Source organism: Acidovorax sp. GW458-11-26-14-TSB4 (assembly GCF_059423865.1).
On sequence record NZ_JBWKYR010000002.1, the window covers coordinates 385,786 to 402,805 of the forward strand.

The 17,020-nt window shown below is 67.9% G+C and carries 15 protein-coding genes, 2 pseudogenes and 1 riboswitch; of the genes and pseudogenes, 7 read left to right on the forward strand and 10 right to left on the reverse strand.

From position 1 onward, the window contains the following. Positions 1 to 160: 160 nt before the first annotated feature. Complete coding sequence (locus tag AC07X5_RS08275; RefSeq protein ID WP_494769733.1) at positions 161 to 2,050, reverse strand: serine/threonine protein kinase; 1,890 nt, start codon at positions 2,048 to 2,050, stop codon at positions 161 to 163. Positions 2,051 to 2,349: 299 nt separating this feature from the next. Between AC07X5_RS08275 and AC07X5_RS08280 the strand changes: the two genes are divergently transcribed. After that, positions 2,350 to 3,237, forward strand: a complete 888-nt coding sequence (locus AC07X5_RS08280) for a 23S rRNA (adenine(2030)-N(6))-methyltransferase RlmJ (RefSeq protein WP_494769734.1) — start codon at positions 2,350 to 2,352, stop codon at positions 3,235 to 3,237. 11 nt (positions 3,238 to 3,248) lie between these two features. Here AC07X5_RS08280 and AC07X5_RS08285 read toward each other — a convergent pair whose 3' ends face one another. From AC07X5_RS08285 to AC07X5_RS08310, 6 genes are all read right to left on the reverse strand, one after another. Then, entirely contained in the window at positions 3,249 to 3,953 is a 705-nt protein-coding gene (locus tag AC07X5_RS08285; RefSeq protein WP_494769735.1) for a septal ring lytic transglycosylase RlpA family protein, read from the reverse strand. Next, entirely contained in the window at positions 3,934 to 4,548 is a 615-nt protein-coding gene (locus AC07X5_RS08290; RefSeq protein WP_409961348.1) for a hypothetical protein, read from the reverse strand. The genes AC07X5_RS08285 and AC07X5_RS08290 overlap by 20 nt, the downstream gene beginning before the upstream one ends. A 52-nt stretch (positions 4,549 to 4,600) precedes the next feature. Beyond that, complete coding sequence (gene metF, locus AC07X5_RS08295; RefSeq protein ID WP_409961350.1) at positions 4,601 to 5,452, reverse strand: methylenetetrahydrofolate reductase [NAD(P)H]; 852 nt, start codon at positions 5,450 to 5,452, stop codon at positions 4,601 to 4,603. Further along, complete coding sequence (locus tag AC07X5_RS08300; RefSeq protein ID WP_409961352.1) at positions 5,449 to 6,450, reverse strand: TlyA family RNA methyltransferase; 1,002 nt, start codon at positions 6,448 to 6,450, stop codon at positions 5,449 to 5,451. The genes metF and AC07X5_RS08300 overlap by 4 nt, the downstream gene beginning before the upstream one ends. Positions 6,451 to 6,562: 112 nt before the next feature. Further along, positions 6,563 to 7,996 (reverse strand): adenosylhomocysteinase, encoded by a 1,434-nt coding sequence (ahcY, locus tag AC07X5_RS08305; protein WP_494769736.1) that lies wholly within the window; start codon positions 7,994 to 7,996, stop codon positions 6,563 to 6,565. Positions 7,997 to 8,070: 74 nt separating this feature from the next. Further along, a riboswitch (S-adenosyl-L-homocysteine riboswitch) is annotated at positions 8,071 to 8,148 on the reverse strand. A 37-nt stretch (positions 8,149 to 8,185) separates the two neighbouring features. Continuing rightward, a complete protein-coding gene (locus AC07X5_RS08310) occupies positions 8,186 to 9,277 on the reverse strand; it encodes a DUF2855 family protein (protein ID WP_409961356.1) in 1,092 nt (363 codons plus the stop codon). 78 nt (positions 9,278 to 9,355) lie between these two features. Here AC07X5_RS08310 and AC07X5_RS08315 point away from each other — a divergent pair, with 78 nt between their 5' ends. The 5 genes from AC07X5_RS08315 to AC07X5_RS08335 all read left to right on the forward strand — a co-directional run bounded on the left by AC07X5_RS08315 (position 9,356) and on the right by AC07X5_RS08335 (position 15,057). After that, complete coding sequence (locus AC07X5_RS08315; protein ID WP_494769737.1) at positions 9,356 to 9,994, forward strand: TetR/AcrR family transcriptional regulator; 639 nt, start codon at positions 9,356 to 9,358, stop codon at positions 9,992 to 9,994. A 76-nt stretch (positions 9,995 to 10,070) separates the two neighbouring features. Further along, entirely contained in the window at positions 10,071 to 10,841 is a 771-nt protein-coding gene (locus AC07X5_RS08320; protein WP_494769738.1) for an SDR family oxidoreductase, read from the forward strand. Positions 10,842 to 11,112: 271 nt separating this feature from the next. Further along, positions 11,113 to 12,741, forward strand: coding sequence for a peptide chain release factor 3 (locus AC07X5_RS08325; RefSeq protein ID WP_494769739.1), 1,629 nt, complete (start codon positions 11,113 to 11,115; stop codon positions 12,739 to 12,741). 155 nt (positions 12,742 to 12,896) lie between these two features. Beyond that, positions 12,897 to 14,225, forward strand: coding sequence for a hypothetical protein (locus AC07X5_RS08330; protein WP_494769740.1), 1,329 nt, complete (start codon positions 12,897 to 12,899; stop codon positions 14,223 to 14,225). 31 nt (positions 14,226 to 14,256) lie between these two features. Beyond that, a complete protein-coding gene (locus AC07X5_RS08335) occupies positions 14,257 to 15,057 on the forward strand; it encodes an HAD-IIB family hydrolase (protein WP_494769741.1) in 801 nt (266 codons plus the stop codon). Between the two features lie 5 nt (positions 15,058 to 15,062). On the opposite strand, the pseudogene AC07X5_RS08340 reads toward AC07X5_RS08335, so the two are convergent. Next, positions 15,063 to 15,314 (reverse strand): annotated as a pseudogene (locus AC07X5_RS08340) (TorF family putative porin); the annotation flags it as partial. A 263-nt stretch (positions 15,315 to 15,577) separates the two neighbouring features. Then, positions 15,578 to 15,823 carry a TorF family putative porin gene (locus AC07X5_RS08345; RefSeq protein WP_494769742.1) on the reverse strand — a complete coding sequence of 82 codons (246 nt, stop codon included), beginning with the start codon at positions 15,821 to 15,823 and terminating at the stop codon, positions 15,578 to 15,580. Here AC07X5_RS08345 and AC07X5_RS08350 point away from each other — a divergent pair. Further along, positions 15,774 to 15,926 (forward strand): annotated as a pseudogene (locus AC07X5_RS08350) (CorA family divalent cation transporter); the annotation flags it as partial. The gene AC07X5_RS08345 and the pseudogene AC07X5_RS08350 sit on opposite strands and share 50 nt — an antisense overlap. Positions 15,927 to 15,977: 51 nt before the next feature. On the opposite strand, the gene AC07X5_RS08355 reads toward AC07X5_RS08350, so the two are convergent. Further along, the gene (locus AC07X5_RS08355) at positions 15,978 to 16,946 is read right to left on the reverse strand and encodes a tripartite tricarboxylate transporter substrate binding protein (protein WP_494769743.1); all 969 of its coding nucleotides are present in this window, start codon (positions 16,944 to 16,946) and stop codon (positions 15,978 to 15,980) included. Between the last annotated feature and the right edge of the window lie 74 nt (positions 16,947 to 17,020).

Sequence of the window (17,020 nt, forward strand, 5' to 3'; positions counted from 1 at the left end):
GTCGGTGCTTCTCTGAAGGAAGCCTCTTAGGTGGCATGAAATTCCTCGCCGCGGGACCACAAGGCGCTGCGAAGCCCTCGATTATACGAATTACCGGGCATTCAGCGCAAGCACCGCACTACCGCGGCCCCCGCCAGGGGCCCCAGAGCCGGCCTGACCCTCAGGGCGACTGGCGGCGGCGCGCCTCTTCCGCCTCGTAGCGGCGCTTGTTCTCCACGCAAATGGGTGTTGCCGCCTGGGAAGGCTTCTGGCATTCGTTATGGATGCACATGGGGCGCCCCAGGAAGCTGGAGTCGGCGCACACCTCCTGCGGCGATGGCACGCGCACCGGCGCGGGGCGCGGGCGCTCCACCGGCGGCGGCGGGGGGGGCGGTGGGGCCGGCTCCTCGTGGACCACGACGGGCGCGGGTGCCGGCTCGGAGGCCACCACGCGCTTCGGCTTGGGTGCGGGCTTGGCCACCACGGCCGCCGACGCGGCATCGGCCGCACCCGAAGTGGGGGCCAGGGGGGCGCTGGCCACGTCGGATGCCGGCTCCGCTGGCGGCGCCAGAACGGCCACCGCCTCGGAGGCCGCGGGTGTGGGCTCCGCCATCTCGGTGATGATGTCGTCTGCCGGGGCGGCCTTCTGGCCGGGACCCTGCGTCCACCAGACTCCGGCGGCGGCCACGGCCAGCCCGGCGGCGCCCAGCGCCAGCCATACCGGCATCCGGTTCGGCGAACGCCCGGCACGCGCCGCCAGGGCGGCCGCGGCGCGCTCGGACTCCGTCAACGCGGCGCGCACCCGGCCGGCAGCGCCGCTGGCCTCACCGCGACCATGGCGCGCCGACTTGCGATCATGGTCGGCAGTCACCATGGCCTGGGTGTCGGCAGGGTCCATGAAGACGGTGTCTGCCACGCCCCTCTGGACCGTGTCGGGGTATCCCTCGACAGCAGCGTCTGCGCCTGCTGCCTCGAGCGCCTTGTTGGTCTGAACCGCAATTTCAGCCACGATGGCCGGTGCTGCCGTGACATCCACCGTCGGGGTCAGCAGGCCAGGGCCGGGCTGGTCGGCCGGCTCCACCCAGATATCACCCAGGTCGGCCCGAAAGTCGAAATGGTCCACGCCCTCCGGTGGGGTGGTCATCTCCATCAGCTGCAGGAAGGCATCGATGCTCTGGGGCCGGTCTTCCGGCTGCAGCGACAGCGCCTGCGAGACCGCAGCCACGAAGGCCGGCGAGTACTCGACGCCCAGCTGCTTCTTGACGGTCTTGGCCACGCGCGAGAACGGCACCATGCGGTCCTTGATGGAGCGCAGGGTGGCTGGCAGGGGCGTGTCGTTGCACAGGCAGCCATGCATCACGGCCGCCAGCGAGTACAGGTCGCTCCAGGGACCCTGGCGCAGATCATCGTCGCCTTCGGAATACTGCTCGATGGGCGCGTAGTTCACCTTGAGCACCGCCGTGTGCTTGTGGTCCTTGTCGTTGATCGCATGGCGCGCCGCGCCCAGGTCCAGCAGCACCGGCGGCCCGTTGTCCTGCAGGAAGATGTTGTCGGGCGAGATGTCCCGGTGCAGCGTCTTGCCGTCGTGCAGCACGCGCAGCGCACCCAGCACCGACCACAGCAGCTTGCGCAGCCACTCCTCGGGCGGTGGCGTACGCATCTGGGCGCGCGCCTGCTTGAAGGTCATGCCCGTGTACAGCGGCATGACCATGTAGGCGGTGTTGTTGGCCTCCCAGAAGCGGAACACCTTGACCAGCGAGGGGTGGTCGAACTGGGCCAGCAGGCGGGCCTCGCCCACAAAGGATTCAAGGCCGGCGTGGAAGGTCTGCTGGTCGGACGAGGAACGCACCCACAGCGACTGGCCCTGGGCGCGCCCGGCCAGCGCCGAAGGCATGTACTCCTTGATGGCCACCGCCCGGTGCAGCGAATGGTCGAAGGCCTTGTAGACCATGCCGAAGCCGCCCACCCCAAGCAGCGCCAGGATCTCGAATTCGGCCAGCCGCGTCCCGGGCGGCAGCGCATCGACATGGCTGACGGCACTGGCAGGAGCAGGGCGAGAGGTTTCGGTCATGGTGCAAAAAGACTGGCGGGAGAGGCCGCCGTGAGAGCGGTCAGGAAACTGCTGCGAGGGGCCGCCCAGCGGCCCACCAGCGATCATGATGCATGACAGCCGGTGGCGTTGAAACAAAAAGCCACATATCTGCCAAAAACGTCACGCAGGATCCTCCCAGCACGCAATTCTGCCCTGTACTGCATTGTCCATGCCACCTGTGGCGGCTGAAAGACCCGATTGACGGCGAATGCGCGGTCTGTTGGGGCGATGACCCTGGAAATATCGGCCCGGGCGCTGACAATCGTTACCATTGGGGCATGTTCAGTTACCGCCACGCCTTCCATGCAGGCAACCACGCCGACGTGCTCAAGCACACGGTGCTGATTGCCACCCTGCAGCACCTTACCGAGAAAGACGCGGCCCTGGCCGTGCTGGACACCCATGCAGGCGCAGGCCTGTACCGGCTCGATGGCGACTACGCCAACACCAGCGCCGAATCGGCCGACGGCATTGCCCGGCTGGTCGCGCCCGATGTGCCTGCGCTCAAGCCTGCCTTGCAGGCCTACGTGGACATGGTGCGCGCCTTCAACCAGGGCGCGGCCACGCGCGTCTACCCCGGTTCACCCTTCATCATCCAGCGCCTGCTGCGCGACCACGACAAGCTCAAGCTGTTCGAGCTGCACCCCACCGACCTGCGCGCCCTGGCAGGCAACGTGGCCCAGCTGGAGGCCGGCCGCCAGGTGGCAGTGCTGCACGAGGACGGGTTCGAGGGCATCCGGAAATTCCTGCCCCCGCCGTCGCGGCGCGCCCTGGTGCTGTGCGACCCCAGCTACGAGATGAAGAACGACTACGGCAAGGTGCTCGACATGGCGGCGGATTCGCTCAAGCGCTTTGCCACGGGCACCTATGCCTTCTGGTACCCGATCATCCCGCGCCCCGAAGCCCATGACCTGCCGCGCCGCCTCAAGACCCTGGCCACCAAGGCCGGCAAGGGCTGGCTGCATGCCACGCTGACCGTCAAGTCCAGCAAGATGACCGAAACCGCCAGCGGCGAGACCAAGCGCCCCGGCCTGCCGGCCAGCGGCATGTTCCTGATCAACCCGCCCTTCACGCTCAAGGCGGCGCTCAAGGACGCCTTGCCCCAGATGGTGGAACTGCTGGCGCAAGACCGCAACGCCACGCACACGTTGGAGTCCGGCGGATAGACGGCCAGCGCTCAGGGGGCACGCAGCAGGCGCGGCGGGCCCATACCCGCACGGCTGCGGCGGCTGATGGCCGCTGGCGCCTGTGCTTCCTGGGCCGCAGGCAGGGAAAAGCGCTGCGGGAGATTGTCGAGGGGCGCCGGTGGGCAGGTGACGGCATCGCCTCCCACGGGGAACACATCCACCGGCTTGAGCCCCCCTTGCACCCCCAGGGCCAGGGCCGCGCCGCGGCTCAGGTCCACGATGCGGTTGGCCACGTGCGGGCCGCGGTCGTTGACCCGCACCACCACGCCCTTGCCGGTTTCCCGGTCGCGCACGCAGATGCGGGTGCCAAAAGCCAGCGTACGGTGCGCCGCCGTCATGGCATTCATGTCGAACAGCTCGCCGCTGGCCGTGCGGCGCCGGTGAAAGCGCTGGCCGTACCACGAGGCCAGGCCCGTTTCCAGCGGGCCCTCGTCCGCACCGGGGGCGTCGTCATCGTCATCATCCATGTCCGCAGCCTCCGCCGACAGGCTGGGGCGGGACAGTCCCGGCGACCCCGCAGCCACGGGGCGCAAGGGCAGGACCTCGGCCGGGTCCGGCGGCACCCGCAGCTCGCTGCCCGTGGCGCCATCCAGGCGCAAACCGGCTTCTTCGCCCCACGCGGCCGGCCACCCCAGCAGGCAGGCCAGCAGCGCACAGGCGGCTCCTCGCAAAAAGTCAGCGCTTGCAGCGTGCAAGAAACGCCTCTTCAAAACGCTTGAGGTCGGCCCGCTCTCCCTCGGTGAGATCGGTGCGGGCCTTCTTGGTGTTCAGGATGCGCTGCGATTCGGCACACTGCTGGGCCTGGCGGGCGTCCTGCTGGCGCGCCAAGTCGGCCGCAGCCTGGGCAGAGCGCTCCTCTTCGCGGCGCTGGCGGTCACCGGCCCGGCGCTCGTCGTACATGCGGTTCGACGCATCGCGTTCCTCCTGGGCGCAGTCGCGGCGATACTCGTTGCGCATGCCCTGCACCACGTCGGCCGCGATCTTGCGTGAATAGGCATTGCGGATGTTTTCATCCAGCGAGCGGCAGCGCCCACTCATGTAGCTGTAGTGGTCCGGCACCTCGGGGGCGGTGCGCACCACCGTGGTGGAACGGGAAGGCTGGCTGTACGAGTACGAAGGTGTGACAGGAGCCACCTCCACCGTCCGGGTGGTGGTACCACTGGGACATGGCCGCGACAGGGCATAGTCATTCCCATAGGCATCGCGGCAGTGGTAGCGCGTCTGCGCCCCCACACCCGACGCACCCAGTCCACCCAGCAGGGCCAGCATCACGGCAAATACAACCTTCATGGCGCACCAGAAAAATGAAACAAAGGGTGTGAATATTACCGTTAGGGCCTGCCTACAGGACCAGCCGGCGGCAAATTTCGAGGGTGGCGGCGCTCTGGTTCATGGTGTAGAAGTGCAGTGCGGGCACGCCCTCGCTGCGCAGCCGGTCGCACAGGTCCGTCACCACATCGAGGCCAAAGGCCTTGATGCTCGCCGTGTCGTCGCCGAAGGCCTGCAGGCGCAGGCGGATCCAGCGCGGGATCTCGGCACCGCAGGCGTCCGAGAAGCGCATCAGTTGGGTGGAACTGGTGATCGGCATGATGCCGGGCACCACCGGGATGCCGGCGCCCAGGGCCTGCACGTCGTCCACGAAGCGGAAATAGGAGTCCGCGTTGTAGAAATACTGGGTGATGGCCGCGTCCGCGCCCGCCTGCACCTTGGCCAGGTAGGCCCGGAGGTCGGACTCGGGCGAGCGCGCCTGCGGATGCACCTCGGGGTAGGCGGCCACTTCGATGTGGAAGTCGCGCCCGGTCTCGGCCCGGATGAAGGCCACCAGGTCGCTGGCGTACTGGAATTCGCCGCCCGCGCCATAGCCGCTGGGCAGGTCACCGCGCAGGGCCACCAAGCGCTTGACGCCCATGGCCTTGAGCTGGCCCAGCTGCTCGCGCACCGACGCGCGCGTGGCACCGATGCACGAGAAGTGCGAGGCGGCGGGCACACCCTCGGCCAGGATCTCGCGCACGGTACCGAAGGTGCCGTCCTGGGTGGACCCACCCGCGCCATAGGTCACCGAGCAGAACTCGGGGTTCAGCGCATACAGCTGCTGGCGTTCGGCGCGCAGCTTGTCGGCACCGGCCGGCGTCTTGGGGGGAAAGAATTCGAGGCTCACCGGGAAGCCGGTGGCCTGCGCCTTGGCTGCATTCATGCGGCCCTCCTTGCAAATACAAAGAATTCGCGGTTGCCGTCGCCCCCGCTGATGGGGCTGTCCAGCCAGGCCAGCACGCCAAGGCCCAAGCCGGCACAGCAGTCGCGGATGCGCTGCTCGACCACCGCGTACAGGGACTCATCGCGCACGATGCCGCCCTTGCCCACCTGGCCGGGCTGCAATTCGAACTGCGGCTTGACCAGCATCAGCAGGTTGCTGCCGGGCTTCATCAGCGGCACCAGCGCGGGCAGCACGAGCGTGAGCGAGATGAAGGACAGATCGCCCGTGACCAGGTCGAACGCGGGCGTGATGTCCACGCCTTCGCGCCCGGCCCTGCGGCGGCGCTCCTTGGGCACGGTGCCTTCGGCCCGCGCACGCGCCTTGGCGGCACGCTCGGCCTTGAAGGACTCCACATCCTGCTCCCTGGCATCGTCGCTGTCGTCGTATTCATCACCCACCTCACCGCCATTGCGCATCCACGCATAGGGCGCGACGGGCTGGGTGTCGTTGTCGTCGATGTCCGTTTCCACGTATTCGGACAAGGCTTCCTCGCAGGCTTCCTGCAGCGATTGGGCCGTCATGGCGCGGGCATTGAGCCCTTCGACGCCCACCACGCGCAGGTCATTGCGCAGCCGCTCGTGCAGCTGTCCCTGGCCCACATCCACGCCGATCACCTGGGCCGCGCCCTGCTGCAGAAGGCAGTCGGTGAATCCCCCGGTGCTCTGGCCCACGTCCAGGCAGCGCAATCCATCTACCGACAGCTTCGTGGCCGCGAGCGCGCCCTCGAGCTTGAGGCCGCCGCGCGAGATGTACTTCGCCTCGGCCCCGTCGAGCAGCCGCACCTCGGCCACCGACGGGATGTCGTCCCCGTTCTTGGCCACCTTCTGCCAGGGCGCCAGCGGCGAAAGGCGCCACTCCACCCCGGCCGCGATCAGGCGCTGCGCCTGCGAGCGCGTGGCCGCATGGCCGGATTCCACCAAAAAAACATCTGCGCGCATACTTCACTCTCTCACCCGAGGGCAATGGATTTCAAGGCCTCGAAGGCAGGAATGCGTTCGCCGCGACCGGCACCCCTCCCTTGAGGGAAGGAGCGCCTGCGGCGACAGCCGATCAGTAGCGGTAGGTGTCAGGCTTGTAAGGGCCTTGCTTGGACACGCCGATGTAGGCGGCCTGTTCGTCGGACAGTTCGGTCAGCATGGCGCCGACCTTCTTCAGGTGCAGGCGTGCGACCTTTTCGTCCAGGTGCTTGGGCAGCACGTAGACCTGGCCGTTCTCGTAGCGGTCCTTGTGCATGAACAGCTCGATCTGGGCAATGGTCTGGTTGGCGAACGAGCTGGACATCACGAAGCTGGGGTGGCCCGTGCCGCAGCCCAGGTTCACCAGGCGGCCCTTGGCCAGCAGGATGATGCGCTTGCCGTCCGGGAAGATCACGTGGTCCACCTGGGGCTTGATCTCTTCCCACTGGTACTGCTCGAGCGTGGCGACCTGGATTTCGTTGTCGAAGTGGCCGATGTTGCAGACGATGGCCTGGTCCTTCATGGCCTTCATGTGCTCGTGGGTGATCACGTCCTTGTTGCCGGTGGTGGTCACGAAGATGTCGGCCTTGTCGGCGGCATATTCCATAGTCACGACCTTGTAGCCTTCCATCGCGGCCTGCAGGGCGTTGATGGGGTCGATCTCGGTCACCCAGACCTGGGCCGACAGCGCACGCAAGGCCTGGGCGCTGCCCTTGCCCACGTCGCCGTAGCCGGCCACGCAGGCCACCTTGCCGGCGATCATCACGTCGGTGGCACGCTTGATGCCGTCCACCAGCGACTCGCGGCAGCCGTACAGGTTGTCGAACTTGCTCTTGGTCACCGAGTCGTTCACGTTGATCGCGCGGAACAGCAGCGTGCCCTTGGCCGACATTTCCTTCAGGCGGTGCACTCCGGTGGTGGTTTCTTCGGTCACGCCGATGATCTGGGCGCTCTTGCGGGTGTACCAGGTCGGGTCCACGGCCAGCTTGGCCTTGATGGAGGCGTACAGGCAGGTCTCTTCTTCGCTGGTGGGGTTGTCGAGCAGCGATGCGTCCTTCTCGGCGCGCTGGCCCAGGTGCATCAGCAGCGTGGCGTCGCCACCGTCGTCCAGGATCAGGTTGGGGCCTTCGCCTTCGCTGCCGGCGGGGCCGAAGTCGAAGATGCGGTGGGTGTAGTCCCAGTACTCGGCCAGGGTTTCACCCTTGACGGCGAACACGGGCGTGCCGTTGGACGCGATGGCCGCGGCAGCATGGTCCTGCGTGGAGAAGATGTTGCAAGATGCCCAGCGCACCTGGGCGCCCAGGGCCTGCAGCGTCTCGATCAGCACGGCGGTCTGGATCGTCATGTGCAGGCTGCCGGTGATGCGGGCGCCCTTGAGCGCCTGCTGGGGTGCGAATTCCTCGCGGATGGCCATCAGGCCGGGCATCTCGGTTTCGGCGATGCGGATTTCCTTGCGGCCCCAGGCGGCCAGGCCGATGTCGGCAATGATGCAGTCGGTATTGACCGGGGCGTCGACGCGTGCGTTCATGATGGTGTGCTCCAAAGCATGTTTGAAAAGCCACTTGCCGCGCGGGGATGAGACGGAAGGCTCACCACACGAGAAGTGGATGAGCGTCGTTGCTAGATGACTCCGAGCCTCACGCCCCGCCAGTGCTGGGGACGCTGCAACGCTCCTCGGATGCGCGCATTATAAGTAAAAGCATCCGGCATGCCACCGCTACAGCGTGACGACATGGCCCAGCTGCGGGTCGATGCGCCCGGCATGCAGGTCCTCCACCAGCGCCTGCGCGGCGGCAAAGCCCGCATGTTCCTGCACCCGCATCCAGGGCTGGCGGGCGTCGCTGATGCGTTCGATGAAGGCGCGCTGCGCGGCGTTGAACTTCTGGTTCACCAGCTCCGGCCCCCAGTCGGCATTGCGTTTCTTGATCTGCACCGGCGCGAAGTAGAACGCGGGGGCCGGCCCGGGCAAGGCGGTATCGCGCAGGAAATGCGTGTTCTGCGCCGAGCCCGCATAGCAGTCATAGACCAGCGCATCGGCCAAGTGGTGGTGCACGCGTGCGCGCAGGTCCTCGTCGCCCGAGAAGTCCACGTACAGCGTGGGCACATCCGTGCCCAGCGCCTCCAGTTCGCCATAGGCCACCGTGCGCTCGTAGCACCCCAGGCCCTGCACGAAGGCGCTGTTGCGTGGCGAGGTGAGGGCCACCCGCTCGATGCCCTCCTGCCCCTGCAGGCAGAACGCCGTACCGAAGGCCGTCTTGCTCGACGCGCTGGAGAACACCAGGCGCCGCGCGCCAAAGAACGCGTTGTCCGACAGAAAGTCCGCCAGCATGAACGAGGTGATGAACAAGGGCCGCACCAGCATCTGCCAGTTCTCGTCTTCGGCGCGGTAGGCCGGGTCTGCGCTGCAGCGCGTGTACTGGTTGTAGGCCGAGGTCAGGCCCTGGCGGTGCTCCGCGCCATCGTAGAAGCCGCGCGCCGTCACGCGCACGGGCTGCATGCGCAAATGGCTGGCAATCGGCCAGTAGCCATAGAAGCGCTCGCCCACGACCACGCCCTCCACGTCGGATGCCACCACCTCGGCAAAGCCCCACACCGGCATGTGGCCCCAGCCCGCTGCGCCGGTGGGGAAGAAATCCCAGTAGCGCATGGCATCGCCGAAGGCCGCATAGGTGATGTTGTTGGTGGTCACGGCCACGCGGTCCACGCGCAGAATGGCCTCGCCGGGCTGCAGCGGCACCAGGGGCGACTGCTCGGTGCGGGTGTGATTCAATGCATTCTTGTCGGTCAACAGGCGGGTCAGCATGGTCATGGTGTATCTCCGGTACGGTGGTGAAAAAGTGCTGCGGTCACTTTATGGCGCCCGGCCCGAGAGCGGGTTCGGAAACCGATGAAGGCCCCGCCCGCCAGCGCCGCCGCAGCCGCCAGGCCCCTGAAACGGCCGCACCAGGCCCGCGCACGCTTCACCGTGCAGGCCATCTACGACGCCTTTGTTCGGATTTGGCAGCGCGACGGCTGGGAGAAACTCACCACGCGCAACGTCGCGCTGGAGACCGGCATCGCGGTGGGCACGCTCTACGACTACTTCCCCAACAAGACGGCCCTGCTCTCGGGTTATGTGCGCCACTGCATCGAAGCGCTGCTCGCTGCCATCGAGCGCGAGGCCGTGCAGCCCGCCGGCCTGCCCTGGGAGCAGCGCATCCACCACCTGGTGCGCCTGTTGTGCGGGGTGGATGCGCCCGAGCTGCCCCCCTTCCACCCCGACATGCTGGCGCTGGAAGGCGCCATGGCCGAGCCGCACCACCACCTGCGCGTGCACGAGGAACTGGCCGCCGCCTGGGGCCGGGTGCTGGCCGCCTGCACCGACCTGCCCCACCCACCAGGGCCGGAGCTGGCACAGGCGCTGCACCTGTCTGCATGGGGCGGGCGGCGCTATGCCCTGCTGCTGCAACTGGGCCCGGACGGGATGCGGCAATGGGCCCGGGGCGTGGAAACGCTGTGCTGCGCGGCCCTGCGCCCACCACGCTGAGCTTGTCACCTGCGCGGCTGCCGGCCCCGGCCGCCCGCTCCACACTGGCGCCCTCACAGCAGAAGGAGCATTTCCCATGGACCCGAAGGACAAGGTCATCATCGTCACCGGCGGCGCCAGCGGCATCGGCCGCAGCATGGCGCGGCGCTTTGCCGCCGAGGGCGCGCGCGCCGTGGTCGTGGCCGACCTGCACCTGAAGCCGGCCCAGGCCGTGGCCGACGAGATCGGCGGCCTGGCCGTGCGCTGCGATGTCTCGCGCGAGGCCGACATAAAGGCCCTGGTGGCCACCACGCGCGAGCAGTACGGCCGTGTGGACGCTTACCTCTCCAACGCCGGCATCCTGGGCCGGCCGGGCGGCATCGAACTCGAAGACCCGCTGTGGGACGCGATGTGGAACATCCACGGCATGGCCCATGTCTGGGCCGCGCGCGCCGTGGTGCCCGAGATGGTGGAGCGCGGCGAGGGCTTCTTCCTCGTCACCGCCTCGGCCGCCGGGCTGCTGACCATCGTCGAATCCGCGCCCTATGCCGTGACCAAGCATGCGGCCGTGGCGTTTGCCGAGTGGCTGCGCATCGCCTATGGCCGCAACGGCGTGGGCGTGGCCTGCCTGTGCCCGCAGTCGGTGCAGACCGCCATGGTCACGGGCGATGGCGGCTCGGCCTCGCACGACGGCATCCTGCCACCCGAGCAGGTCGCAGGCGACGTGCTGGCCGCCATGCAGGACGGGCGCTTCCTGGTGCTGCCCCACCCCGAGGTGGCCCAGTACTTCCGCAACAAGGGCCAGGACTACGAACGCTGGCTGGGCGGCATGCAGAAGATTTATGCGCGCCACACCAAAGAACAATGACTCCCCCTGAGTCGCTTCGCGCCATACCCCTGAGGGGGCCGCCCCCGGTGCGGCGGGGCGGCCCTTGCACGGGGGCGCTGGCTTGGGCTGCGCCAGTTTCACCGGTCGCGCGTCGTACCAAGCGCGGTGGAGCAATTGAGATACGGCCGCAGAGGGGGCCGGGTCGCGAGCCCGGTAAAATCGGCATATCCGGGCGCTTGAGCGCCTGCCGCGCCGACTGCCGCAGGCCTCTGCCGCAGCGAGCTGCCCACCCCCTTCCCTGGAATTCCCTGTGTCCTACGCCCCCGAAACCCGGCGCCGCCGCACCTTTGCCATCATTTCCCACCCCGACGCGGGCAAGACCACGCTGACCGAAAAGCTGCTGCTGTTCTCGGGCGCGATCCAGATCGCCGGCGCCGTCAAGGGTCGCAAGGCCAGCCGCCATGCCACCTCGGACTGGATGGAGATCGAAAAGCAGCGCGGCATCTCGGTGGCCTCCTCGGTCATGCAGATGCTGTACCGCGAGCATGTGATCAACCTGCTCGACACCCCCGGCCACAAGGACTTCTCGGAAGACACCTACCGCGTGCTCACCGCCGTGGACTCGGCACTCATGGTGATCGACGCGGCCAACGGTGTGGAAGCGCAGACGCGCCGCCTGATCGAGGTCTGCCGCCAGCGCGATACGCCCATCATCACCTTCGTGAACAAGATGGACCGCGAAGTGCGCGACCCGCTGGATATCATGGACGAGGTGGAGCGCGAGCTGGGCATGCCCTGCTGCCCCATGACCTGGCCGGTGGGCCAGGGCAAGGCCTTCGGCGGCATCATCAACCTGCGCACGAAGACCATGACGGTGTTCGAATCCGGCAGCGAGCGCCGCCCGCAGGATTTCGAGGCCATTCCCCTGTCGGACGAGGCCACGCTGCGCGCGCGCTTCGGTGCCGAATTCGACGCGGCGCTGGAAAGCATGGAGCTGGCCGTGGGCGCTTCGCCCGAATGGGACCACGAGGCCTTCCTGGCCGGCAAGCTGACGCCCGTGTTCTTCGGCTCCGGGGTGAACAACTTCGGGGTGATGGAAGTGCTCGACGCCCTGGTCGACATGGCCCCGCCCCCCGGCCCGCGCGTGAGCACGCTGCAGGTCAACAAGCAGCCCGTGGTCAAGACCATCCAGCCCGAGGACGAAGGCTTTGCCGGCGTGGTGTTCAAGGTGCAGGCCAACATGGACGCCAACCACCGCGACCGCATCGCCTTCGTGCGCGTGGCATCGGGCAAGTACACGCCGGGCATGAAGCTCAAGGTGCAGCGCAGCGCCAAGGAACTGCGCCCGACCTCGGTGGTGACCTTCATGTCGCAGCGCCGCGAGGCGGTCGAAGAAGCCTATGCGGGCGACATCATCGGCTTCACCACGCACGGCGGCGTGCAGCTCGGCGACACCATCACCGATGGCGCCAACCTGCAGTTCACCGGCCTGCCGTTCTTCGCGCCCGAGATGTTCATGACCGTGGTGCTCAAGAACCCGCTGCGCACCAAGCAGCTGCAGCAGGGCCTGGCCCAGCTGGGTGAGGAAGGCGCGATCCAGGTCTTCAAGCCCGATGCGGGCGGCAACATGCTGCTGGGCGCCGTGGGCCAGCTGCAGTTCGAAGTGGTGCAGCACCGCCTGAAGGCCGAGTACGACGCCGACGTGCGTCTCGAAGGCTGCCAGTACACCGGCGCGCGCTGGATCACCGCGGACAATGCCGCCGACCTGCGCGCCTTCACCGACGCCTACCCGCTGCGCCTGGCGCACGATGCGGCCGACACCCTGGCCTACCTGTGCACCTCGCCCTACGATGTGCGCCTGGCGCAGGAGCGCTTTCCCAAGATCCACTTCCACCCGCTGCGCGAGCACGCCGGGCTGAGCCTGGGCAGCGCAAGCTGAGCCTGTTCGTTCCTCCCGGCCATCTCTCAGACATCGCCCTTCCCATGCGGCATGCCCAGCTCTCGATAGCACGGCCTGCGCTCCGTGGGAGGGCGGCAGGCCTGCTGCGGCGGTGCTTGCTCGTGGTCGCACTGGCACTGTGCTGCGCCATGGCCATGGCAGACACGCCCCACAACAGCACCAGGCAGCCCGCCGCGGCACGCGCGGAAATCCCGCTCGTTCAGGACATCCTGAACCTGCCGGTCGGCGATGCGCCCGTCGAGTCCATGCACTGGCCCCAAGCGCTGGAGGCATTGGGCCGCCCCCGCGAGGCCGCCGCTCTGCGCCAGGCCCTGCTGCTGCGCTGGCTGGCCAGCCTGCAGCCGTCAGGCAACTTCGCCCCGGCAACCGAAACCCTGGGCCAGGCCATCGCGTCCGTCGGCTCACCAGACAACACCGCCCGCACCCGCGACGCCAAGGGCTGGTGGAACGCCCTGCTGGCCCGCCAGATGCGCATCGCACTGCCCGAAGCCGGCGTGCCGCTGCCCGAGGAGATCGGCAGCCTGCAAGAACGCCTGGTGAACCTGCGCCCGGGCGTGTGGGTGGTGCGCGGCAACGCCAAAGCCTCGGTCGCCACGCCCGTGCCGGGCGTGCCGCCGGCGCCTGGCGTCTTTGCCCTGGTGGAACTGCGCAACACCGGCAGCGGGGCGCTGGCCCTGGGGCCATTCGATCTGGAACTGCTGCCGGAGCGCGCCGCGGCTTCCCACGCCCCACCCGCTTGGTCGATGGCCTGCGAGACGCCCCGCTACCAAGCCCGCGCCCCTCTGGCGCCCGACAAGCCCCTGCCCTACCTGTGCCGCGGTCCGGCACTGCAGGGGGTCGCAGAGGATGCGGGCGCGGTGCTCCTGGCCGCCCAGCAGCAGGGGCGGCTGCGCATCCGGTCCGACGCGCTCGACCGGGAATCCGAACGCAGCGCGATCGCCACGGCACTCGCACTGCCCCGGCAAGATGCACTGCGCAGCTTCCTGGCCGCCAATGCCTCGTGCGAGCAACGCGGCACCTGCGAAGCCCAGGCCCGCGAGGCCAAGGCACGCGCGGCCAGGGCGGCGCCCGCTCCCCAGGCCCGAACGCGCGATGGCTGGGCCGCGCTGAAGTGGTGGGGCGCCCTCCTTGCCAGTGCCGCCGTGTATGTCGCCCTGGCCCGCTACATCAGCGTAGCCGCTGCCTCGGCGGCCCTGTTCGTTGTGCTGGCCATCCCGGCCTACCAGCTTTTCCAGTCCGCACGGACCATGAACACGGCCGACAACTGGGGCGGTTTTGCCGTGGTCCCGATGATGGGCATGGCCATTCTGGGGCCCATCGCCCTGCCCCCCATTGCGGCCTGGCTCTACCGCACCGCTGCCAACCGACAGGACCGCCGCCGTGCATTGCAGTCACTCGGCTACATCGTGATCATGGTCCTCTCCGTGGCCCTGATCGACAGAATCCTGGAGCTGCTGTTCTGAGGACGGCAGCCCGCTTTTCCCTTTCGCGTTCATGCATCCCCTGTCCCACTGGCCCATCGCCACCCTGCCCCCGCTGCTCGGGGTCTTCACCGACATCGACGACACCCTGACCACCGACGGCGCCATCACGCCCGAAGCGCTCCAGGCGCTGGGCGCGCTGCGCGCTGCCGGCCTGCACGTCATCCCCATCACAGGCCGGCCCGTGGGCTGGAGCGAGCCCTTTGCACTGAGCTGGCCCGTGGACGCCATCGTGGCCGAGAACGGCGCCGTGGCGCTGCGCCGCGTGGACGGGCCGCAGGGCCCGACGCTGGCCAAGACCTACCAGCAGGACGAGCCCACCCGCAGCGCCAACTACGCGCGCATGCAGCAGGTGCTGGCACAGGTCGAGCGCGAGGTGGCAGGCGCATCACGTGCCACCGATTCGCCAGGGCGCGAGACCGACATCGCCATCGACCACAGCGAGTTCACGCACCTGCCGCAGGACGCCATCGACGCCGCCGTGCAGCGCATGCGCGCGGCCGGGATGAACGCCACCGTGAGCAGCATCCACATCAATGGCTGGTTCGGCGCGCACAACAAGCTCGAAGGCGCGCGCTGGATCGTGCGCGAGCTGTTCGGCCGCGACCTCGATGCCGAGATCGGCCGCTGGGTCTACGTGGGCGACTCGACCAACGACCAGCTCATGTTCCAGCACTTCGTGCACAGCGTGGGCGTGGCCAACATCGCGCGCTTCGTGCCGCAGCTGGCGCACCTGCCGCGCTATGTGACCGAGGGCGAGCGCGGCGCCGGCTTTGCCGAGGTGGCGCAGCGCATTCTGGCGGCCACTGCCTGACAAGGCCCTCTGCCGGGACCGGCATAGGCGAAGTAGTCCTTGGACAGCGTGTGCGAGTACTTGGCGGTCACGGGCCCGAAGGTGGCCGCGCCATAGGCTTCGGTGGTGTTGCCGTTGCTGTTGCCGGGGTAGATGTAGGTCAAGAGGCCCACATCCAGGTCGGCGCCGCCGGCCTTGAACTTGTAGCCGCCGTAGATGTCGGACTCGATGGAGTTACCCGAGAGCCAGTCGACGCTGGAATTCCAGTTGCCGAAAAACCTGCTCCAGGCTTTTTTGAAGCCGCGCAAGTTCCTTTTCGGGATGGGATGCTAGGCGCGGCGCGCAGTTGATAGCTCGGCTATCAACAAGCGCCGCAACGCCGCAGACCGCCCGAAAAGGCACTTGCCCTTCGGGTTGGAGTGAAATCGGGCGATTGGACGCCCCGGCTGCTTGCATGGGCATGAGCCCATGCGGCGCACCCGAAGCATCCACTCATCCCGATTGCACTCCAACGCGGCTGCAAAAAGGCCTGGGGCAGGTTCTAGAAACCGGACCCGCCGAAGGCGTAGTCGAAGCCGCCCTGGATCGCGGGCTTGACAGCCCGGGCCTTGGAGGCGTCCTGGTCCTGGCCACGGAACTGGTAGTTGGTGGTCAGGGTCACGTTGCCGGTCAGCTGGGCACTCGCCAGCAAGGGGAAAGCGGTCAGCAGGGCGATGGCGAAAGGGGTGCGGGGAAATTTCATGGCGTGCACCTTCGCGGGCATCTGGGGCATGAACTTCGAGCACATGCCCGAGCTCAAGTGGCGCTATGGTTACGTGGCGGCCCTGGCCGCCATCGGCGCTGCGTGCGGCTTCCTGTACTACCGGTTCCGCAAGGCCGGCTGGCTCTGACCCTTTCTGCGCTAAGGGCGCAGAAAAGAGGCCGGAGCCACCGCCTTCGGGTCAGGAGGGCTTGGCCAGCCCCAGCTTCTCGACCAGTGCCTTCTCGCGCGCATAGGTGTCCTGCGCGAACTTCTGGTAGGCGGAGGTGCTCATGTACATGGGCACCATGTCGTAGCGCGCCAGGGCGGTCTTGTAGCTCTCCTGCTCCATGGCCTTCTTGAAAGCATCGTGCAGGCGCTTGACCACCGCATCGGGCGTGCCCTTGGGCGCGCCGATGCCGAACGGCGAGTTCTGCACCAGGTTGAGCCCCAGTTCCTTCAGGGTAGGTGCATCGGGGAACTTGGCCAGGCGCTCCGCGCCCCAGGTGTTGAGCACGCGCAGCTTGCCGGCCTCGACCTGCGGGGCAAAGCCCGTGGAGTCGGCCGCGGCCATGATCTGCCCACCCAGGATGGACTGCATCAGGTCGGCACTGCCCTTGTAGGGCACGTGCAGCAGCTCCAGCCCCAGCTGTTGGGCGATGAGTTCCATGGTCAGGTGCGGGCTGGTCATGGTGCCGGTGGAGCCGTAGCTGAGCTTGCCGGGGTTGGCCTTGGCCCAGGCCACGAAGTGCGTCCAGGTCTTGAGCGGCGAATCGGCGGGCACCACCAGGCCAAAGGCATAGCCGGTCACGTTGAGCACGTAGGCGATGTCCTTGACCGGATCCCAGCTGATCTTGGTGGTGTAGGGCAGGCGGAACACGCCCAGCGGAATCTGCGCGACGGTGTAACCATCGGGCGGGGACGACTGCAGCTGCTGCGCAGGCAGCGTGCCGCCGGCGCCGGGCTTGTTCTCCACGATGACGGGCTGGCCCAGGATCTTGCCCGCGTTGTCGGCCAGCGAGCGCATGGTGATGTCGGTGGGCCCACCGGCTGGGAAGGCGATCACGAGCTTGATCGGCTTGTTCGGAAAGCTCTGGGCTTGGGCCAGCAGGCTGGCCGGTGCGGCCACGGCGGCAGCACCCCACTGGATGATCTGGCGGCGACGTTGCATTGGGGATCCTTCAAAGACAAATATCCGCCCATTGGACTTCAGTACCGCCCCGCGCCACATGCAGGAAACTCCCT